The organism is Nakamurella flava (genome assembly GCF_005298075.1).
GTDB classification, from domain to species: Bacteria; Actinomycetota; Actinomycetes; order Mycobacteriales; family Nakamurellaceae; genus Nakamurella; species Nakamurella flava.
This window is the reverse complement of record NZ_SZZH01000006.1, coordinates 55,484-75,873: the sequence shown is the minus strand read 5'-3', so window position 1 is coordinate 75,873 and position 20,390 is coordinate 55,484. Positions and strand designations below refer to the sequence as shown.

The following is a 20,390-nucleotide window of genomic DNA, read 5'->3' as shown; positions in this document are numbered from 1 at the left end:
AAGCGTCAGGGCAGCCAGCTGACGTGCCCGGCGAGCAGGGCGTAGCCGGCGAAGGCGACGATGTCGAGCACACTGTGGGCGATGATCAGCGGCCACAGCCGCCGGGTCCGCCGGAACCAGTAGGCGAAGACGACGCCCATGATGGCGTTGCCGAGGAAGCCGCCGAACCCCTGGTACAGGTGGTAGCTGCCACGCAGCACGGCGCTGACGGCGATCACCGCCCAGCCGGGCAGTCGCAGCTGTTCGAGCCGGGTGACCAGATACCCGACGACGAGAACTTCCTCCAGGAAGCCGTTCTCGATGGCGGCCAGCACGAGGACCGGCAGCCGCCACCAGACGTCGTTCAGAGTGGCCGGCGCGACCGTCAGGTTGATGCCGAGCTTGACCGCGGCGAGGTACAGCAACAGGCCGGGGATACCGATGACGGCGGCCAGCCCGGCGCCCCAGGCGAGGTCGGTCCACGGCCGGCGGGCGTCCAGTCCCAGGCGCTGACGCAGATTCACCCCGCCGCGCCACAGCAGGTAGAGGCCGAGCGCACCCCAGGCCAGTCCGCGCAGGATCGACAGCAGCTGCTTGAGCAGGTCGATCAGTGACGCCTGGGCCTGCGGGGTCACGATCGCCACGGTCTGCGAGGCCAGCGGCGCGGGTGCCAGCAGCGCGTCGACGAGGTTCAGCAGCGAGAACGCGCCGGACATCCCGAGGGTGACGGCGAAGACGATGCTCAGCTCGATCCACAGCGAGCGCCGGCTGTAGGGGCGGGCCGGGCCGGGGGCGACGGCGTCCGGGGTGGTCATGGCGCGCAGCCTAGGTGGGCCGGGTGAGCGACGACTGAGGCGGCCGTGACAGGCAACCCGAACGGCTCGGGCGCGTCTGGCGGTCGGTCCCGTCTCGTGGCGACGCCAGGAACCGCGGACCGAGGTTTAGTGTGGGAAACCGTTCACCCGACCGGTCCGCGACGCGGTATCGGTCGGTGGACGCCTGTCGGCATGCCGACGGGACGGGTGGGGATGTCACCGAGACGGGAGCACGGATGCGCTGGGGTCGGAGCGGTCGGCGGGCAGTACTCGCGGCAACGCTGGTGGGGATGCTCGGGGTGACGGCCGCGTGCGGGTCCGGCTCCCTGAACGACTCCTCCGACGTGACCGTGACCAACACGGTGACGGCGGGGCCGCAGTCCTCGGACGCCGGCTCGCCGAGCAGCGCGGGACCGACGTCCGCGGCGGCATCGTCGGGAGCATCGTCGTCGGCGGCGGGATCCTCGACGGCGGCCAGCGGCGCGGCCCAGCCCGACGGTTTCGTGCCGACCAAGCTCCAGCCCGGCCAGAAGCCGCCGCAGTTCATCGTGGTCAGCTTCGACGGCGTCGGCTGGCACGAGAAGTGGCAGCACTGGTTCGACGTGGCCAAGCAGGTGCCGTTCCACTTCACCGGCTTCCTGTCCGGCACCTACATGCTGTCCGACCAGACCAAGATGGCCTATCAGGGCCCCGGTCACAGCCCGGGCAAGTCGTCCATCTCCTGGAACTCGCCGTCCGACCTGCCGGTCGAGATCAACGATCTCAACCAGGCGATCGACGAGGGCATGGAGATCGGGACGCACTTCAACGGTCACTTCTGCGCCGGTGCCGAGCCGAGCGGCAACCAGTGGACGACGGCCGACTGGAACAGCGAACTCGATTCGTTCTTCTCCCTGGTCGAGAACGTCAAGAAGAACAACCCGGGCGTGGATCTGCCGGATCTGAAGCTGGACCCGGCGACCATCAAGGGCGAGCGCACCCCGTGCCTGGAGGGCAAGGCCGAGGAGCTGTTCCCGGCGCTGATCGCGCACAACATGACCTACGACTCGTCGTTCACCGAGTCGGGCGTGGCGTGGCCGACCAAGTCGCCGCAGTACGGGATCTGGCGGCTGGGCATGGCGACGTTCCCGATGAACGGGACCGGCAAGAAGCAGATCACCATGGACTACAACTTCTATTACACGCAGCGCAACGCCAGCAGTGACGGGGTGACCCCGGAGCAGTCAGCGGCCGATCAGGCGCAGGTGCTGGCCACGTACAACGACATGTACAACGCCACCTACAACGGCAACCGCGCGCCGCTCATTCTGGGCAACCATTTCAACGCGTGGAACAACAACGCGTACGAGAACGCGCTGACCAGCTTCGTTCTGGACAAGTGCGGGCAGCCGGACACCTACTGCGTGCCGTTCCGTGACCTGATCGCGTGGATGGAGGCCCAGGATCCGGCGACGCTGCAGCAGCTGCAGGCGTTGCCGCCCGAGGGCGCATGATCCGTCCGGTCCCGGTCCCGGTCTTGGTGGCGGTGCCGGTCCCGGTGTTGGCCATGGTCCGGCCGGGACTGTGCCCATGACGCGGTGGGCCTATCTCGGTCCTGTCGGCACGTTCACCGAACAGGCCGTCCGGACCCTGGAGAGCCGCCGTCCGACGGATGCGGAGCCGGTCGAACTGGTCGCGGCGCCGGACGTCCCCGCCGCGATCGCGGCCGTGCGGTCCGGTGACGCCGACGCGGCCTGTGTGCCGATGGAGAGTTCGGTCGAGGGGTCGGTCCCACTGACCCAGGACGCGCTCACCGCCGGCCCCGACCTGGTGATCGTCGACGAGGCGTTCGTCCCGGTCACCTTCGACCTGCTGGTCCGCCCGGGTACCGAGCGGTCGGCGATCCACAAGGTCGGCGCCCACCCGCACGGCCTGGCTCAGGTCCGGGAGTGGGTGGCGGCCGAGTTGCCGGCCGCCGAGCCCACCGTCTACTCCTCCAACGGGGCGGCCGCGGCGGCCGTGGCGGCGGGTGAGCTGGACGCCGCTGCCGCCGCCCCGGTCGCAGCCACCCAGTACGGCCTGCAGACGCTGGTCCACGACATCGGGACGGTCCGCGACGCGGTCACCAGGTTCGTCCTGGTCGCCCGTCCGGGGTCGATGCCCGGCCCGACCGGCGACGATCGCACGTCGCTGGTGCTGGGCGTGGCCAACCGGCCCGGTTCGCTGCTCGCCGCGCTCACCGAGTTCGCCGCTCGCGGCATCAACCTGACCCGCCTGGAGTCGCGGCCGACCCGGCACCGGATGGGCGAGTACGTCTTCCTGCTCGACGCCGACGGGCACATCGCCGACCCGGCGATGGCCGACGTGCTCGGGGCGCTGGTCCGGCACGACGTCCTGGTCCGGTTCCTCGGCTCCTACCCGCGGCGCGACGGTCTGCCCAGCCGGGTGTCCGACTTCGCCACCGTCGCCCGGTACGAGGCCGCCGCGGCGCAGGTCGCCCGCTGGCGGGACGGTCGTTCCGACGGCGACGGCCCCGCTGGTCCGGCCGGTCGACCGGACGCCGGGCCGCCGCGCTGGCAGGACGCCGTCCGCGGGCCCGACACCACCGATCGACCAGTGACGGAGGACCGATCCTGATGCGCTTGACCCTGGTGCGGCACGGGCAGACCCCGTCGAACAGCGCCGGACTGCTGGACACCGACCCGCCGGGGCCGGGTCTGACGGAGCTCGGCCAGGAGCAGGCGGCCGCGCTGCCGGCGTTCTTCGCCGACCAGCGGATCGACGTGCTCGCGACCTCGGGTTACGTGCGCACCGATGCGACGGCCGAGCCGCTGCGGGCGGCCCGGGGGCTGGAGCTGCTGCGGCGGCCCGATCTGCGGGAGGTCCGCGCCGGTGACCTGGAGATGCGCGGCGACTCCGAGGCGGTCCAGCTGTACCTGCAGACCATCGCGCGCTGGATGAGCGGGGAACCGCAGGTGCGGTTGCCCGGCGGGGAGAGCGGGCAGGACGTCCTCGACCGCTTCGACGCGGGCATCGCCGCCGTCGCCGACCGCGTCACGCAGACGGTGACCGACGGTGCCCCGGGGGCGGCGGTGGTGATCGCCCACGGCGCGGTGATCCGCACCTGGGCGTCGATCCGCGGCGACAACCTGCCGGTCGGGTACTCGGCCCGTCGGCCGCTGCACAACACCGGGGCCATCGTGCTCGACGGCGACCCGGTCGGCGGCTGGCGGGTGGTGGAGTGGGCCGGCGAGGCCGTCGTGGGTCCCGAGCTGGACGATCCGGGCGCGGACGGGCCGGCCGGCGAGCCGATCGCCTGGCCGGGCGGGCCGACCGGGGCGGCCTGACCCTCCGGTCGCTCCGGCGGCGGCCCGATTCAGGGTTCAACCCTGAGGCCGGGCTCCTCACCCGTCATTACTCTGGCCGGTATGACGACCCACCCGCCCGCTGGTATCGACCCGCGTGACCTGCGGGTGTCCGACGCCGAGCGTTCCCATGTGCTGCAGCTGCTGGAACGCGCCACCGGCCGGGGGCTGATCGACATCGAGGAGTACACCGAGCGGTCGGGGCGGGTGATCGAGGCCCGGACCCGGGGTGAGTTGAACGCGGTCCTGGTCGACCTGCCCGGTCTGCAGATCGCCGGCCGCTCGGTCGAGGCCGCGCAGGCCGCGACCGCACCGCCGCCGCCCGGGCCCGGTTTCTCCGGCGCCGTCTCGTGGCCCGGCCAGTTCCAGAGCCAGGGTTTCGACCACGGTCGCTACGGACCGCCGGCGTCGGCGGGGGCCACCCAGCTCGAGCTCACCGGCTGGGGGAGCCGCGAGTTCAAGGGCTACTGGGTCGCGCCAGAACGCATCGTCGTCGGCGGCACCGGGGCGTCCACCAAACTCGACTTCACCTCGGCCCAGCTGACGACGGCCGTGGTCACGGTCGAGTTCCGGGGCAACTACGGCGGTGCGGCCGAGTTCGTCGTCCCGGTCGGCACCGGAGTCCGGATGGACGGCCTGCAGATGCGCGGCGGCTCGCTGCGCAACAAGGTGGAGCCGATCCCGTCGACCTGGTCGCCGCCGCTGACGCTGGTGTTGACCGGGGTCAAGAAGTCCGGCGCGGTGACGGTGCGCCCGCCCCGGTCGTCCAAGCTCTCGTCCTGGTTCTGACTCCGGCCGTCGTCAGGCCGGGTTGAGCTCCTGCGCCCACGGCGGGTTCGCCCCGGCCCGCGAGCAGGTGACGGCCGAGACCCGGGAGGCGAAGGTCAGGGCGTTGCGCAGACCGTCCAGGGAGAGCGATTCGAGCCGGCCGCCGAGGTGGCCGGATTCGGCGAGGTGGTGCAGCAGCCCGCCGTGGAACGAGTCGCCCGCCCCGACGGTGTCCACCAGCGTGGTCGGGGCGATCGGGACCCGGACGGCCTCGCCCCGGAGCGAGGCGTAGGCGCCCTGGGCGCCCAGCGAGACGACGGCCAGCGGGACGCCGCACTGGTGCAGGTGGCGGGCCGCCTGCTCGGGCGTCCACCCGGGCCACAGCTGGTCGAGGTCGTCCTCGGAGAGCCGGACGATGTCGGCGAGCGCGGCCCACCGGTCGATCCACAGCCGGTAGGAGGCGACCGGGACCAGCAGGGTGCGCAGGTTCGGGTCGATCGACACGGTGAGCTGGGCGCGGGCCCGGGCCAGCAGCCGTTCGATGACCATGCCCGACGGCTGCAGGGCGAGCGCGAGGGTGCCGGTGTGCAGGGCGACCGGCGGGGTCGAGGTGAACGGGCCGTCGACGAGCGGGGCAAGGCTCTCGTCCGTCCACGCCCAGTCGGCGGTGCCGTCGACGTAGAACTCGTAGCTGGCCGCCCCGGAGGCATCGAGTCGGGCGATGGCCAGGGTGGCCGGCTCGATCGCGGCCTCGGACGCCGACAGGTCGACCCCGGACTCCTCCAGCTTGGCCCGGCACAGCGCGCCCAGTGCGCCGCCGGAGAGCCGGCCGGCGAACCGGGCGGTGGTGCCCAGCCGGGCCAGGGCGACGGCGGTGTTGGCGGGCCCACCACCGGGGTGGACGGTCAGGTGCGCGGCCCCGTCGACGACGCCGCCCGGAGGCAGCACCGCGTCGGCCACCACTTCTCCCACCACGGCGATCGTCGGCACGGCACGCTCCCGGAGAATCGAGTCAGCTGGTCGGGTCCCGCAGACTATCGGTCGCCCGCGAGGGCCGCCGGGCCGGTCCGACGTTGTGGGCAGAATGGGGCGGTGCCCCTCGAGCTGTCCCACGCCGCTTTCGACGACCTGGTCGGCGAGGCGCTCGACCTCATCCCCGAGGAGTTCACCCGGGCGATGGACAACGTGGTGGTCCTCGTCGAGGACCGGCACCCGACGGAGAACCTCTACGGGCTGTACCACGGGGTGGCGCTGACGGAACGGACCTCGACCTACGCCGGGTACCTCCCGGACACGATCACCATCTATCGGCGGCCGATCCTGGCGATGGCGCACACCGTGGACGAGGCCCGCGACCAGGTCGCGACCACGGTGATCCACGAGGTCGCCCATCACTTCGGGATCGACGACGACCGGCTCGACGAGCTGGGGTGGGCCTGAGCAGGTGTTCACCCGATCGTGCGATGCCGTTAGCACGTCCGTCACCGTCGGCCGCGACGCTGAAGCGGCGGGGCCGGTCGGTTGTCGGGGCGGATCGGTTCCGGCACCGGGCCATCGGCACGGTCGGCTGCCGCGATCGCCCTGCGAAGGCGGGTGACCCCCGATGATGACATCGACGATGTGGGGCCAGCCGGTGTCCCGTTCGGCCATCGTGGACGGCCACCGCTGGTGGGCGCGGGTGCGGCAGTTCCGCTCGAGCGCCTACGTCGAGGCGTGGGACGACGCCGGGTTCGACGGCGAGGCGGTCGTGCCCACGGCGGACGTCTTCCGGATGTTGTGCGATGCCTGGGATGACGGGACCCAACTGCCGGCCGCGTCGGCCGTCCTGCTGCGTCGGGTGGCGCGCACGTTCATCAGTGTCCCGCCGTTGCCGGCCGTTCCGGTGGTGGAGCAGCGCCAGGTGAGCAGGGCGGTCCCGGTCGGGTTCTAGGCTGGTCGGCGTGATCGACCTGCGCATCGTCCGTGAGGATCCCGAACTCGCCCGCACCTCCCAGCTGGCCCGTGGCGCCGATCCGGCGGGCGTCGACCGGCTGCTGGCCGCGGACGCGGCCCGTCGAGCCGCCGTCGCCACCGCCGACTCCCTGCGGGCCGAGCAGAAGGCGTTCGGCCGGACGATCGGGAAGGCGACAAAGGAGGACCGGCCGGCGCTGCTGGAGCGGGGCAAGGAGATGTCCGCCGCGGTGAAGGCGGCCGAGGCGGCCGAAGCGACGGCCAACGAGTCGCTGCGGGCCGCGCAGTTCGCCGTCCCCAACCTCATCGAGGGCGCCCCGCCCGGGGGCGAGGAGGACTTCGTCGTCCTCAAGCACGTCGGGACGCCCCGTGAGTTCGACTTCGAGGTCCGTGACCACCTGGCCATCGGCGAGGGCCTGCAGGCCATCGACATGGAGCGCGGCGCCAAGGTGTCGGGCGCCCGGTTCTTCTTCCTGCGGGGGATCGGCGCGCGGTTGCAGTGGTCGCTGCTCAACCTGGCCATGAACACGGCCATCGGCCACGGCCTCATCCCGATGGTCCCGCCCGTGCTGGTCAAGCCGGAGTCGATGGAGGGCACCGGTTTCCTGGGGGCACACGCGGCGGAGATCTATCGCCTGGAGGCCGACGACCTGTATCTGGTCGGGACGTCGGAGGTGCCGTTGGCGGCGTACCACTCCGACGAGATCCTGACCCTGCCGGCCGGCCAGCCGCTGCGGTACGCCGGCTGGTCGTCCTGCTTCCGGCGGGAGGCCGGGTCCTACGGCAAGGACACCCGCGGCATCATCCGCGTGCACCAGTTCGAGAAGATCGAGATGTTCTCGTACTGCCGGCCGGAGGACTCGTTCGCCGAGCACGAGCGGCTGCTCGCCTTCGAGGAGGAGATGCTGGCCGCCATCGACGTCCCCTATCGGGTGATCGACACGGCGGCCGGGGACCTGGGTTCGTCGGCGGCCCGCAAGTTCGACTGCGAAGCCTGGGTGCCGAGCCAGTCGGCCTACCGGGAGCTGACGTCGACGTCGAACTGCACGACGTTCCAGGCCCGCCGGCTGAACATCCGCTACCGCGACGACGACGGGAAACCGCAGATCGCGGCCACCCTGAACGGCACCCTGGCCACCACGCGGTGGTTGGTCGCCATCCTGGAGAACCACCAGCAGCCGGACGGCTCGGTCGTCGTCCCGCCGGCGTTGCGGCCCGGCCTGGGCGGCCTCGAGGTCCTCGAACCGGTCTGATCGGTCCTGTCTGCGCCGGTCACGCGATCGGTGGTCGGTCGCGGCGTCGTCGGGACCGGGGTGAATGGGGGACGACACCGGGGGAACTTGATCGGCGGACCGCCGGTGGGGCGGACGGAGTACGAGGCAGGCGTTGATGAACGAGGCCATCCTTTCCTGGGTGGACGACCGGTTGGCGGACCTGGCCGGGCCGGCTGCGGACGGCCCGGTGCGGGTCGGTCCGGTGTTGGAGTCCCGGGTCCGCCCCTGGGGCACGGTGCTGCGGCTGCCGGTCGCCTCGTGGTTCCCCCGGTCGCCGGGTTCGCGCGGCGACTGGGTGTGGTTCAAGTCGAGTGCCCCGGCGACCCGGTACGAGGCGACGGTGACCAGCGTCGTCGCCCAGCGGCACGCCCCCGCGGTCGTCGCACCCCTGGCCGTCGACCCCGACCGGGGCTGGTTGCTGCTGCCGGACGGTGGCGCGCCGATCGCGGAGGCGGCCGACGACCCGGCGGGGGCCCTGGCCGCGGCGATCCTGGAGTACGGCCGGCTGCAGCGGGCGGTCACCCCCGACTCGTGTGCCCTGGTCGCGGCCGGGGTGCCGGACCTGCGACCCAGCAACCTGCGGCGCAGTTTCGGAGACGCGTTGCTCGCCGCCCGCCGCGCGGTCATCGACGCCGCGACCGCGTGCGGCGATCCTGATCGGAAGGATCTGGTGCTGCTGCGCGGGCAACTCGCGCAGATCAACCGGCGACGTGAGGAGCTGCTTGCCCCGGTCCGGGTGCTGGAGCGGTCGGCGCTGCGGCCGTCGGTCGACCACAACGACCTGCACCCGGGGAACGTGCTCCTCGGCGGGGGCAGCCCCCGCTTCTACGACTGGGGTGATGCCAGCATCGCCCATCCCTTCGCGGCGGTGCAGCTGCCGCTCGGCTACCTGCGGCACGTGAGCAGGGACGAGAAGCTGTTCACCGAGACCCGCGACGCCTACCTGGAGGGCTTCGCCGGGTCGGCGTGCGGGGAGGACCTGCGCGCGACCCTGGACGCCGCGGTGCGGCTGGCGCCGATCTCCCGCACCCTGAGCTGGGACCGGGCGTTGCGCCTGAGCCGGGAACTCGGCGAGCCCATCGACTCGGAGCAGTTGCTGGCCCCGGCCCGGACCTTTGTCAAACTGCTCGATCCCGAGCCGTACCACTGGCCCTGGGCCTGACGCCGCCGTCACCGACGTCCCCTTCTGGGCCTCCCGCGCCTTCCGCCCGCTTTCGTTGGCTCTAGACGTCCCCGGGCAGCGGGTCGGTGGCCTCCGGGTTGCCGGCGTCCGCCGGCGCCTCCGGGACGGGGTCCGGGTCGACCGGTTCCGGGTCCGGGGGCTGAGGCGAACGGCCGCGCGGATCGAACGCGTCCGCCCGGAGGATGAGCGCGCCCATCCCGAACCCGGGGCCGGGATCGAAACCGGGGTCGGCGTTCAGGTACGAGGTCTTGTCCAGGACGAGCAGGCCCAGCAGCACCTCGGCCACGATCCGGCCGCCGACCGGGCCGAGCTGCTGTCCGCCGCCCAGTTCGGCCTCCCGGAGGACGTAGAACCACAGCGGCGCCCGGTTCTTCCAGCCGGTGCCCGCCACCCCCAACTCGGCGTTGGTGAGGGGGGCGATCCCCATGGCGGCGGCCACCTCCTGACCGCTGGGCAGCCCGAGACGTTTGCCGCGCAACAGGTTCCGTTCGGCCAGGGCCACGATGGCGCCCGCGGTGGGTGCGACCACGGTCGACGGCAGGGTGGACAGCGGCAGCGACAACTGCGGGTCGATACGGCGGGCCTGGTTGCGGTCGTCCGGCGCGGACAGGCCCGGGATGTCGAAGAAGTAGTTCCAGTCGATCCACAGGTCGGCCGGGATCCGGCGGTGGCCCCGCAGGTCCTCGTAGCCGTCCGGCGCGAAGATCGGGACGGTGTGACCGTCCTGGACCTCGTACTCGGCGCGGATCTGCGAATGCCCGAAACGGAAGGCGGCGCCGGAGAACTCGAGCGGGATGTAGGGCCGGGCGGCGTTCCGGGGCTTGTAGAAGGCGTTGGTGGTGGTCCACGTGCCGTTGCCCCGACGTACCAGCAGCGCGTCCACCGCGGCCTGACCGACGATCCGCGGCAGGTAGTCGTGCACGATCACCCACTGGAAGTGCCACCGGGTCTGTCGCCGGGCCTGCTCGAAAGTCATCCCGGCGTCCATGAAGCGGTTGTGCAGCCGCAGGAAGACGGTGTGCAGCTGGGCGACGATGAGGTTCTCGTCGTTGCGGGGATCGCCGAGGTAGGCGGCGCCGACCTCGTCCCGCGGCAGGTCGGTGAGTCCGTCGTGGACCGACGTCAGCAGGTAGCCGGGCCGGGCCGGGTCGTACAGCTCGGGGTTGGCCGCGGGCCCACCGCCGTAGACGCTGCCGAGGTCGAAACGCGGGGTGTCGAAGTTGACCATCGCCGACGTGTCCTGCTTCTGCTGGGTCAGCGGCGTCCGGTCCAGGGTGATGTCGTGGTCGACGAACTGGCCGAAGTAGATGTAGCCGGCCGGCATCGAGGTGTCGAAGGCGACGTCGCTGTTCTTGACGTCCGACAGGGGGGCCTTGCCGTCGTTCATCTGTCGGGCCATCCCGCGCAGCAGGCTGTCGCTCGGAGCGTAGGCCGGCAGCTTCTTGAACATCAGACCGAAACGGGCCTCCTTGTCGCGGCCGTACCGGGTCACGATGTCCATCCCGCGCAGCCCCCGGCCGTGCGACCCCTTCAGGGCCCGCCGGCCGGCGGCGGCTGCCGGCACCGCGCCCAGCAGATCGACGGTGGCCAGTGCCGCGGTCGCCACCGTGGCGACCACACCGTTCAGGAAGGTGCGGCGCCGCAGCGTGCCCCCGGTGTGCCGCCCGGTCGAGTCGGTGACGGACGGTGCCGGTGCGGCGTGGCCGGTGAACGGGCAGACGGATGCGGCGGCGGTCTGACGCATGAGAGCTCCCCCAGGATGTCGGTCCGTCGCATCCTGCGGACGACCGGGGGTGGGCGGGCAGCCCCGATCTGAGGGTCGAAACGTCCCCAAATTCGGGGAGTCCGCCCGGCTACCGGTGCAGTCAGGGGGCGGGCGCGGTCAACGGGTCGGGCGCCCGGCGCTCCCGGCGTGCGTTCTGCTCGTCGCCGACGACGACGGCGAACCCCTCGCGCGCCCAGTACTCGAACCCACCGAGGAGTTCGCGCACCCGGGTGTAGCCGAGCTCGGCCAGCAGCAGGCCGGCGCGGGTGCTCCCGTTGCAGCCGGGGCCCCAGCAGTACACGACCAGGTCCGCGGTCCGGTCGGGGGCGATCGCGCCGATCCGTTCGGCCAGGTCGGACAACGGGACGGGGACGGCGTCCGGAAGCCGGCCCTGCTGCCAGGCGGCCCGGGTACGGACGTCGATCACCAGCGGCCGGTCGCCGCGGGCGCGGGCTGCGGCGAGATCGGCCGGGTCGGTCTGGAAGCGGAGGCGGTCGGCGAAGAACCGGGCTGCGGTGGTCATGTCCCGATCCCACCCGAGGACGGCCGCGACGGGCAGACGCCAACGACTGCCCTTCCGGGGAACGGCCGGTGGATCGACGGTAGATTCCGGTTCATGGCGCGTGATCCCCGGCCCGAGCTGGATGCCACCGATCACCGCATCCTCGAGCACGTCCAGCGCGACGGGCGGACGAGCACCGCTGATCTCGGCCGGGCGGTGAACCTGTCGGCCAGCGCCACGGCCGAACGGCTGCGCCGGCTGACCGAGACCGGCGTGATCACCGGGTACACCGCCCGCCTCGATCCGGAGGCGCTCGGGTATCCGGTGATGGCGTTCGTGCGGTTGGCGTACCGGTCGGGCAACTACAAGCCGTTCCACGACCTGCTCGACAGCACCCCGGAGATCGTCGAGGCCCATCACGTCACCGGCGAGGACTGTTTCGTCCTCAAGACCCTGGCCCGGTCGATGCGCGACCTGGAACGGATCACCGGTCGGCTGGCGACGTTGGGGAACATCGCGACCAGCGTCGTCTACTCCAGTCCGCTGACCGGCCGGCCCGTGCACCCGGCCTGAGCCGGACCGCCCCCGACGCCTGCGCCCGACCCATCGAGAAAGAAAGAAGACACCGCCATGGAACTCGGCCGGTACGGCATCTGGATCCGCAAGCAGGACGTGTCGCCCGACTTCGCCCGTCAGGTCGAGGAACTCGGCTACGGGACGTTGTGGGTCGGTGCGTCGCCGGGCGGCGACCTGGCCGAGGTGGAGGCGCTGCTGGCCGCCACCGACCGGATCGTGGTGGCCACCGGGGTCGTGAACATGTGGGCGACCCCGGCGGCGGAGGCCGCGGCGGCCCATCACCGGCTGGCCGACCGGTTCGGCGCGCGGTTCCTGCTCGGGGTTGGGATCGGCCACCGGGAGTCGACCGCCGAGTACCGCACCCCCTACGCGACGATCGTCGACTACCTGGACGAGCTCGACGAAGCGGGGGTGCCGGCGTCGGGGCGGGTGCTCGCCGCGCTGGGGCCGCGGGTGCTGCGGTTGTCGGGGGAGCGGGCGGTCGGCGCCCACCCGTACTTCACGACGCCCGAACACACCCGCCTGGCCCGCGAGACCCTGGGCACCGGGCCGCTTCTCGCGCCGGAGCAGAAGGTGGTGCTGGACACCGATCCGCGGCGGGCCCGCGAGCTGGCCCGGCCGACCGCCGCCTACTACCTGGAGCGGGTCAACTACCGCCGGAACCTGCAGCGGTTGGGATGGTCGGACGCCGACGTGGCGGGCGGCGGGAGCGACGCGTTGATCGACGCCCTGGCCCGGCACGGGGATGCACAGACCCTCGCCGCCGGTCTGGACGAGCACCTGGCCGCGGGCGCCGACCACGTGTGCGCACAGGTGCTCACCCCGGGTGGTGACGGGGACGAGGCGGCCCGGTCGGCCGGAGTGCGCGCCCTGGCGGAGGCCCTGCGGCTGAGCAGCTGACGCCCGGGCCCGGCAACGGGGGCATACTCCGAACCCATGAGCCCCGCGCACACGTTCTCCCGCCCTGTCGTCACTCCGGACGACCACCCGGTCGATCTGGTGATCCAGGCCCCGCGCGCCCTGATCGACGGCCGGGAGCAGGCGGTCGACGTCCACGTCCGGCTGGGTCGCATCGTCGCCCTGGCGGCCCCGGGCAGCCCGGTCAGCGCCGGGCGCACCGTCACCCTGGCCGCCGACGAGGTGCTGATCCCGGGTTTGGTCGATACCCACGTGCACATCAACGAGCCGGGGCGCACCGAGTGGGAGGGCTTCGACTCGGCCACCCTGGCGGCCGCGCACGGCGGCGTGACCACCGTCATCGACATGCCGTTGAACTCGCTGCCGCCGACCCTGACGGCGGCCGCGCTGGCCACCAAGCGGGCCGCCGCCCGGGGGTGCTGCCGGGTGGACACCGGGTTCTGGGGCGGCTGCGTCCCGACCAACCTCGACGACCTGCCGGAGCTGTTCGCCGCCGGGGTGTTCGGGGTGAAGTGTTTCCTGCAGGACTCCGGCGTCCCCGAGTTCCCGCCGGTCGACGCGGCCGAGCTGAAGGCGGCGATGGAGGTGATCGCCGGGGTCGGGGGGCTGCTGCTGGTGCACGCCGAGGATCCGGCGGTGCTGCACACCGCGCCCACCCCGCAGGGCCGCAGCTACGCCGCGTTCGTCGCCTCCCGGCCGGACACCGCCGAGAGCAGCGCCGTGCAACGGTGCGTCGAGACCGCCGCGGCGACGGGCTGCCGCACCCACATCGTGCACCTGTCCAGCGCGGCCGGGGTGGAGCTGATCCGCCAGGCCAAGGCCGACGGCGTACCGATCACCGCCGAGACCTGCCCGCACTACCTGACTCTCGAGGCGGAGTCGATCCCGGACGGTGCGCCGCAGTACAAGTGCTGCCCGCCGGTCCGGGGTCGGTCCGACCAGGACGCGCTGTGGGCCGGCCTGCTGGACGGCACCGTCGACATCGTGGTGTCCGACCATTCGCCGAGCACCCCGGAACTGAAGCTGCTCGACGTCGGCGACCTCGGCCTGGCCTGGGGCGGGATCGCCGGCCTGCAGTTCGGTCTCGGTGCCGTCTGGGCGGCCGCGCAGCAGCGCGGGATCGACCTGGCCACCGTGCTGGCGTGGATGTCCCGTGGCCCGGCCGATCTGGCCGGATTGGAGCACAAGGGCCGTATCGAGATCGGCGCCGACGCCGACCTGGTCGCTCTGGCCGTCGACGAGACCTACACCGTGGTCCCCGGTCTCGTGCGGCACCGACACCCGGTCACGCCGTATCTCGGACGTGAATTGCGCGGCGTGGTTCGCGCCACCTGGTTGCGGGGCACCCGATTGGACGACGAGTTGGTCGCCGGACGCCTCATCGGCGCACTCTGAGATATATCCGACTGCTCTGAACTGGGGAAACGGCGAAACCAGGCAGATATATCCCCCGCGTTATCGGGCCGCAACAATGCGTTCCTAGTGTCCTGTCCAACGTTCTGACGCGGACAGGAAATGGCGCGTCGGAACGGGAACCGCGTGTGCACCCGGGCCCGGTGTGCAGGCGGTGATGCGGTACGCCGGCGGCGATCGTCCGCCGGCCGAGTGTTCTCGACCGAGTCGAGACCGTCGCCTTCTGCTGGAGTTCCGATGACCGATACCGCCCCCGTCACCGGGTCCGCCTCCGGGCCGCCCGAGCAGGCCCCGTCCGTCGACCACCCGGCCGGTGCCGGGCTGATCAAGCCCGGGTACGACCCGCGGCTGACCAACGAGGAACTGGCCCCGCTGCGTAAGCAGAACTGGAAGGCCTACAACTTCTTCGCGTTCTGGATGTCCGACGTCCACTCGGTCGGCGGCTACGTCTTCGCCGGCAGCCTGTTCGCCCTCGGTCTGGCCGCCTGGCAGGTGCTCGTCGCCCTGCTGGTCGGCATCACCATCGTCTACCTGCTCTGCAACCTGGTCGCCCGGCCCAGCCAGGCCACCGGCGTGCCCTACCCGGTCGCCTGCCGGGTGCCGTTCGGTGTGCTCGGCGCCAACGTCCCGGCCATCATCCGCGGCCTCATCGCCGTCGCCTGGTACGGCATCCAGACCTACCTGGCCTCGCACTCGCTGGTCATCCTGGCCATCAGCCTGTGGCCGAACCTCGCCCCCTACGGTGACGTCAACCAGTACGGCTTCGCCGGCCTGTCGCTGCTCGGCTACGTCGGCTTCTTCATCATGTGGGTCGCCCAGGCGCTGGTGTTCTGGCGCGGCATGGAGGCCATCCGCAAGTTCATCGACTTCTGCGGCCCCGCCGTCTATGTCGTCATGTTCCTGCTCTGCGGCTACCTCGTCCTGCAGGCCGGCTGGGACAACATCGACTTCAACCTGGCCGAGGACGGCACCAGCATCACCGGTCTGGCCGTGCTGCCCGCGCTGCTGTCGGCGATCGCGCTGGTCGTCTCGTACTTCTCCGGCCCGATGCTGAACTACGGCGACTTCTCCCGCTACGGCAAGACGTTCGCCGCGGTCAAGAAGGGCAACTTCCTCGGTCTGCCGGTCAACTTCCTGGTCTTCTCGATCGTCACCGTGGTCACCGCCGCGGCCACCCGCCCCGTCTACGGCGAGCTCATCACCGACCCGGTGGAGACCGTCGGCCGGCTCGGCAACACCTACGCCATCGTGCTGGGCGCCCTGACGTTCATGATCGCGACCGTCGGCATCAACATCGTCGCCAACTTCGTCTCCCCGGCGTTCGACTTCTCCAACGTCTGGCCGCAGAAGATCAGCTGGCGGATGGGCGGCATGATCGCCGCCGTCGGTTCGGTGCTGCTCACCCCGTGGAACCTGTTCAACAGCCCCACCACGATCCACTACACGCTGGACATCCTGGGTGCCTTCATCGGCCCGCTGTACGGCGTGCTGATCGCCGACTACTACCTGATCAAGAAGCGCAAGGTCTACATCGACGACCTGTACTCGATGAAGTCGGACGGGGCGTACTACTACAAGAACGGCTACAACCCGGTGGCGATCGTGGCCACCCTGGTCGGTGCCGTCGTCGCCCTGATCCTGGTCTTCTTCAGCTTCGGTGACTCGGCCAACTACAGCTGGTTCGCCGGTGCCGCGGTCGGTTTCGCGATCCACTACCTGGTCAGCCGCAACCAGCCCGAGCGCAAGCCGGCGGCGACCGTCGGTGGCGCCGAGGGCGTCGAGGTCATCTGACCCGATCAAACACGGCAAGCCGGACGTTCACGCCCCGGCGGTCAGTGCTCGCCCACCACGGTGGACGGGCCGACCGCCGGGGCTTTCGCGTCCAGTCCGCTCAACTCCAGGACGTCGGCCACCGAGCTGTCCGGTTCGGCCAGCACGTCCAGGGCCGTGCCGTGCCGCTCGTGCCGGTCGCGGGCGGTGAACAGTGCTCGTACCCCGGCGCTGGACAGCACCGTCACCCCCGTGAGATCCACGGTCAGGGGCAGCATCCCGCCGCGACCCGCACTGTCGAGCCGTTCGGCCACCGTGTCGGCCGTCGACGCGTCGACCGCCCCGGTCACGACGACCACGGCCGGAGGCCCGGCCATGACCCGCACGGTGACGCCGGGGCCGGGTTCGGACCGGGAGCCGAGGGTCGCCGCGCCGAGATGGGCGAGCCGCCGCATCCGCGAGCGCAGGACCACCACCGTCCCGCCGTCGGCCGGGTGTTCCACGCGCAGCTCGTCGACCAGTGACCCGGCGATCCACAGACCCCGCCCGGCCCCCTCCCCGGCCGTGGACGTCGCCGGCGGCCAGAGACCGCCGTCGGCGATGCGGATCTCGACGACCCCTTCCGCCGTCAGTTCGCCGGTCACGGCAATGGTCTCGTCCCGGCCGTCGCCGCGCCGGTGCGCGTACTCGACCACGTTGTTGCCGACTTCGGTGACGGCCAACGTCAGGGCCTGGGACTGGCCGCTGGTCGCCGGGAACTCGCCCAGCCACGCGGCGACCCGGGACCGCAGCACCGTCAGCTGCGCGCGCTCGGCGGGCACGTCGATGGACAGGGGGCCGACGGGGGTCCGTCGGCGGGCGGCGAGCACGGTGACGTCGTCGTGGTGGCCGGACCGGGTGAGCACCTCCACCGTCTGTTCGCAGACGCGCTCCGTGCGCGACATCGACGCGCCCAGCGGCATGATGCGGTTGGCCGCCGCGTCCCCCGCGACGGTCGCGAGGGTCTCCAGGGTCTGCCGGCGACGCTGGCCGGCCCGGTCGATCAGGCCGTCGGAGTACAGCAGCAGCACGTCGTCCGGTCCCACGGTGTCGGTGCCCACCGTCGGCGGCTGACCGGATCCCGGGTGGGCGGGTCCGGTCGGGGTCAGGTACCGGGCGGCCCCGGTGGGGTTCACCAGCAGGGGCGGCGGATGGCCGATGGTGCAGTAGGTCAGGGCGCCGTCCTGCGGGTCGAGGACAGCGACACACAGGGTGGTCGCCCGCAGGGCCGGGTCGTCACCGATGTAGCGGTCGAGATCGGCGACGGCCGCGGCGAGCTCGCCGTGGCGGCTCTGCAGGGCATGGCGGAGCACGACCCGCAGTTGGCCCATGGCCGCTGACGCGGCGACCCCGTGGCCGACGACATCGCCGACGACCAGCCCGACCCGCCCGTGATCGAGTTGCACGGCGTCGAACCAGTCCCCGCCGGCCGCCTGCCCAAGCGCGGCGACGAGGTAACGGGCCGACAGTTCGACGGCGGGCAGGACCGGCAGGTGGGCGGGCAGCAGGGCGCGCTGCAGTTCCAGCGTGAGGTCGTGGGCGGCGGCGTACCGGCGTTCGGCGTGCCGGGCCCGGGTCTGTTCCTCGTGGTGGGCCCGGACCCGGTCGGACACGTCGGCCGCGGTGACCAGGACCCCACGGCGCCGACCGTCCGGCCAGTCCCACGGGACGATCAGGCAGTCCAGGTAGACCTCGCGCAGCGCCGTCCCCTCGCCGAGCTGCGCCCGCCAGCCGACGAGCTGTTCACCGAGTCCGTTGTCCCGCACCCGGTCGAGCATCGAGACGATCTGCTGCGACACGGCTTCCGGGATGACGTGCCGCACCGTGCGACCGACGACATCGGCCCGGCCGATCAGCGTCTCGTACGCCGGGTTCGCGGCGACGATCAGGTGCTCGGGGCCCTGGAGGGCGACGGCGGCGACCGGTAGTGCGGTGAACGCCGCCGCCACCACGGCCGCGTCCCGGGGGCGCCCGTCAGCCATGGCCGGGGCTGATCCGGGCATTGCGGAAGGTGGCGGCGGGGCGAGGTGCAGGCATCGGTGGGGTCTTTCGCGGCGCGTCGAGAGAACCGGACCACGCTGCCTGTTGAGCACGGCGGGCTGAGCATATCGGCCGAAAGGATCATTCCGGCAGCACTTCATCTCATTCGGTGAGCGCCTGGCTGCGCCGTTCCGGCAGACCCAGCGCCCCGACCGCCGCGACGAGGAAGAACACCCCGAACACCGTGAACAGCAGACCGGTGCCGCCCCACTCCCGCAGCACCGGGACCAGCAGAGGTGCGATCACCGAGGCGATCCGGCCCGTCCCGGCCGCCCACCCGGCGCCGGTGGCGCGCAGGGCCGTCGGGTAGACCTCCGGGGTCACCGCGTACAGCGCGCCCCAGGCGCCGAGGTTGAAGAACGAGAGCAGACAGCCGCCGAGCAGCACCATCGGCACGCTGCCGGCCATCGAGAACACGCCGGCCGCGACCGCCGATCCGACCAGGAAGGTGGCCAGAGTGGGCCGGCGGCCCCAGGTCTCGACGAGGACGGCGGCCACCGCGTACCCGGGCAGCTGGGCCAGCGTGATGATCAACGTGTACTCGAACGACTTCACCAGCGAGAAGCCGTCGGCCACCAGCAGAGTCGGTAACCAGATGAAGGCGCCGTAGTAGGAGAAGTTCACGCAGAACCAGACCAGCCACAGGCACACGGTCCGGCGGCGCAGACCCGACGACCACAGCGCCGCGATCCGGCCGCCGGTGGGCTCGGTCGCGGCGGTCGGCTTGGCCGGTGGGGCGGAGGCCGCGTCCGGAGCGGGGAGGCCGGCGGACTCCTCGAAACGCCGGACGGCGGCCTCGGCCTCGGCGTGCCGCCCGCGACCCTCCAGGAACCGCACGGACTCCGGCAGTCCCATCCGCACCACCACCGAGTAGACGGCCGGGACGGCGCCGAGGGCCAGCGCCCACCGCCAGCCGTTGTCACCGAGCGGGACCACGAAGTACCCGATCAAGGCGGCGACCGTCCAGCCGACCGCCCAGAACGCCTCGAGGATGACGATGACCCGCCCCCGGATGCGTGGCGGGGCGAACTCGCTGACTAGGGTCGAGGCGACCGGGAGCTCGGCCCCCAGCCCGAGCCCGACGACGAACCGCAGCACGATCAGCGCACCGATCGACCAGGACAGCGCCGAGGCGCCGGTGGCCACGCCGTAGACCAGCAGGGTCAGGGCGAAGACCGACCGCCGGCCGATCCGATCGGCCAGCAGCCCGCCGAGGCTCGCGCCCAGGGCCATCCCAATGAACCCGGCGGAGGCCACCCAGGACAGCTGCCCCGGCGTGGCTCCCCAGGTGACGACCAGCTGGGCGAGGATGAACGACACCAGGCCGACGTCCATCGCGTCCAGGGCCCACCCCACCCCGGACCCGAGCAGCAGCTTGCGGTGCTGCCCGGTGAACGGCAGCGAGTCGAGCCGCTGGGTGCGGGTGAGACCTGACCTCTCGCGGGCCGGAACATCGGTCATGGCACACGCCCTTCGTCATCCGACCGGTGCACCGCGATGTCACGGTGCCGGCTGATCCTCGCGCGGCGGCGCCCGCCCGGCGCGCGCGACCCCGGTGTGGGCGACGGACGTCCCCCGGCCGGGTGTCACGATGGGCGCATGAGCGATCCCAGCGCCCCGTCCCCGATCACCCGTCTGTCGACCCACGTCCTGGACGCCGCGCTCGGCCGGCCGGCCGCCGGCATCCCGGTGGTCCTGGAATCCGTCGCCCCGGACGGTGGCTGCGTGCTCGTCGGCGAGGGCGTCACCGACGACGACGGCCGGGTCGGGCAGGTCAACACGGCCGATCTCGAACCGGGCGAGTACCGCCTGTCGCTGGCCACCGCGTCCTACTTCACCGCCCACCACGGCGCCGTGTTCTACCCGGCCGTCGCGGTGACGTTCGTGCTCGACGGGGCCCGCCCGCACTACCACATCGCCGTCCTGGCCAGCACGTTCTCGTACACCACGTATCTCGGCAGCTGACGCGGAACGGCGGCCAGTCGACACCTGGCTGTCACACGGGGTTGTCACCATCCCTGGTGCACACCTGACGACGACGGACCACGGGAGCT

Annotated in this window: 19 protein-coding genes; 13 read left to right on the top strand and 6 right to left on the bottom strand. The window is 72.0% G+C overall.

Going from position 1 to position 20,390, the window contains the following annotated elements:
* Nucleotides 1-5 precede the first annotated feature (5 nt).
* Nucleotides 6-794, bottom strand: a complete 789-nt coding sequence (locus FDO65_RS18410) for a CPBP family intramembrane glutamic endopeptidase (protein ID WP_137451206.1) — start codon at nucleotides 792-794, stop codon at nucleotides 6-8.
* Nucleotides 795-1,084: 290 nt separating this feature from the next.
* Between FDO65_RS18410 and FDO65_RS18405 the strand changes: the two genes are divergently transcribed.
* From FDO65_RS18405 to FDO65_RS18390, 4 genes are all read left to right on the top strand, one after another.
* Nucleotides 1,085-2,287, top strand: a complete 1,203-nt coding sequence (locus FDO65_RS18405) for a polysaccharide deacetylase family protein (RefSeq protein WP_137451205.1) — start codon at nucleotides 1,085-1,087, stop codon at nucleotides 2,285-2,287.
* A 76-nt stretch (nucleotides 2,288-2,363) separates the two neighbouring features.
* A complete protein-coding gene (gene pheA, locus FDO65_RS18400) occupies nucleotides 2,364-3,410 on the top strand; it encodes a prephenate dehydratase (protein ID WP_137451204.1) in 1,047 nt (348 codons plus the stop codon).
* Nucleotides 3,410-4,120 carry a histidine phosphatase family protein gene (locus FDO65_RS18395; protein ID WP_137451203.1) on the top strand — a complete coding sequence of 237 codons (711 nt, stop codon included), beginning with the start codon at nucleotides 3,410-3,412 and terminating at the stop codon, nucleotides 4,118-4,120. Before pheA ends, FDO65_RS18395 begins: the two co-directional genes overlap by 1 nt.
* An 81-nt stretch (nucleotides 4,121-4,201) precedes the next feature.
* Nucleotides 4,202-4,927 carry a DUF1707 SHOCT-like domain-containing protein gene (locus FDO65_RS18390; RefSeq protein WP_137451202.1) on the top strand — a complete coding sequence of 242 codons (726 nt, stop codon included), beginning with the start codon at nucleotides 4,202-4,204 and terminating at the stop codon, nucleotides 4,925-4,927.
* Between the two features lie 12 nt (nucleotides 4,928-4,939).
* On the opposite strand, the gene FDO65_RS18385 is transcribed toward FDO65_RS18390, so the two are convergent.
* Entirely contained in the window at nucleotides 4,940-5,896 is a 957-nt protein-coding gene (locus FDO65_RS18385) for a carbohydrate kinase family protein (protein ID WP_137451201.1), read from the bottom strand.
* Nucleotides 5,897-5,998: 102 nt separating this feature from the next.
* Between FDO65_RS18385 and FDO65_RS18380 the strand changes: the two genes are divergently transcribed.
* From FDO65_RS18380 to FDO65_RS18365, 4 genes are all read left to right on the top strand, one after another.
* On the top strand, nucleotides 5,999-6,346 hold the full coding sequence (locus tag FDO65_RS18380; protein ID WP_166442284.1) for a metallopeptidase family protein: 348 nt from the start codon (nucleotides 5,999-6,001) through the stop codon (nucleotides 6,344-6,346).
* Nucleotides 6,347-6,509: 163 nt separating this feature from the next.
* Nucleotides 6,510-6,836 (top strand): hypothetical protein, encoded by a 327-nt coding sequence (locus FDO65_RS18375; RefSeq protein ID WP_137451200.1) that lies wholly within the window; start codon nucleotides 6,510-6,512, stop codon nucleotides 6,834-6,836.
* 10 nt (nucleotides 6,837-6,846) lie between these two features.
* Nucleotides 6,847-8,109, top strand: a complete 1,263-nt coding sequence (gene serS / locus FDO65_RS18370; RefSeq protein ID WP_137451199.1) for a serine--tRNA ligase — start codon at nucleotides 6,847-6,849, stop codon at nucleotides 8,107-8,109.
* A 136-nt stretch (nucleotides 8,110-8,245) separates the two neighbouring features.
* Nucleotides 8,246-9,292: a phosphotransferase family protein gene (locus FDO65_RS18365; RefSeq protein ID WP_137451198.1), complete on the top strand. Its 1,047-nt coding sequence runs from the start codon at nucleotides 8,246-8,248 to the stop codon at nucleotides 9,290-9,292.
* Between the two features lie 61 nt (nucleotides 9,293-9,353).
* On the opposite strand, the gene FDO65_RS18360 is transcribed toward FDO65_RS18365, so the two are convergent.
* Nucleotides 9,354-11,057: a peroxidase family protein gene (locus FDO65_RS18360; RefSeq protein ID WP_137451197.1), complete on the bottom strand. Its 1,704-nt coding sequence runs from the start codon at nucleotides 11,055-11,057 to the stop codon at nucleotides 9,354-9,356.
* A gap of 121 nt (nucleotides 11,058-11,178) precedes the next feature.
* Nucleotides 11,179-11,601 (bottom strand): rhodanese-like domain-containing protein, encoded by a 423-nt coding sequence (locus FDO65_RS18355; protein WP_137451196.1) that lies wholly within the window; start codon nucleotides 11,599-11,601, stop codon nucleotides 11,179-11,181.
* Nucleotides 11,602-11,694: 93 nt separating this feature from the next.
* On the opposite strand from FDO65_RS18355, the gene FDO65_RS18350 reads away from it, so the two are divergent.
* The 4 genes from FDO65_RS18350 to FDO65_RS18335 all read left to right on the top strand — a co-directional run bounded on the left by FDO65_RS18350 (nucleotide 11,695) and on the right by FDO65_RS18335 (nucleotide 16,278).
* Complete coding sequence (locus tag FDO65_RS18350) at nucleotides 11,695-12,153, top strand: Lrp/AsnC family transcriptional regulator (protein ID WP_137451195.1); 459 nt, start codon at nucleotides 11,695-11,697, stop codon at nucleotides 12,151-12,153.
* 57 nt (nucleotides 12,154-12,210) lie between these two features.
* The gene (locus FDO65_RS18345; RefSeq protein WP_137451194.1) at nucleotides 12,211-13,056 is read left to right on the top strand and encodes an LLM class F420-dependent oxidoreductase; all 846 of its coding nucleotides are present in this window, start codon (nucleotides 12,211-12,213) and stop codon (nucleotides 13,054-13,056) included.
* 36 nt (nucleotides 13,057-13,092) lie between these two features.
* On the top strand, nucleotides 13,093-14,469 hold the full coding sequence (gene allB / locus FDO65_RS18340; protein WP_137451193.1) for an allantoinase AllB: 1,377 nt from the start codon (nucleotides 13,093-13,095) through the stop codon (nucleotides 14,467-14,469).
* Nucleotides 14,470-14,724: 255 nt separating this feature from the next.
* A complete protein-coding gene (locus FDO65_RS18335) occupies nucleotides 14,725-16,278 on the top strand; it encodes an NCS1 family nucleobase:cation symporter-1 (RefSeq protein ID WP_137451192.1) in 1,554 nt (517 codons plus the stop codon).
* 41 nt (nucleotides 16,279-16,319) lie between these two features.
* On the opposite strand, the gene FDO65_RS18330 is transcribed toward FDO65_RS18335, so the two are convergent.
* Complete coding sequence (locus FDO65_RS18330) at nucleotides 16,320-18,278, bottom strand: SpoIIE family protein phosphatase (RefSeq protein ID WP_166442283.1); 1,959 nt, start codon at nucleotides 18,276-18,278, stop codon at nucleotides 16,320-16,322.
* Nucleotides 18,279-18,438: 160 nt separating this feature from the next.
* The gene (locus tag FDO65_RS18325) at nucleotides 18,439-19,797 is read right to left on the bottom strand and encodes an MFS transporter (protein WP_137451190.1); all 1,359 of its coding nucleotides are present in this window, start codon (nucleotides 19,795-19,797) and stop codon (nucleotides 18,439-18,441) included.
* A gap of 138 nt (nucleotides 19,798-19,935) precedes the next feature.
* Here FDO65_RS18325 and uraH point away from each other — a divergent pair, with 138 nt between their 5' ends.
* On the top strand, nucleotides 19,936-20,301 hold the full coding sequence (gene uraH / locus FDO65_RS18320; protein WP_205850158.1) for a hydroxyisourate hydrolase: 366 nt from the start codon (nucleotides 19,936-19,938) through the stop codon (nucleotides 20,299-20,301).
* Nucleotides 20,302-20,390: the final 89 nt, after the last annotated feature.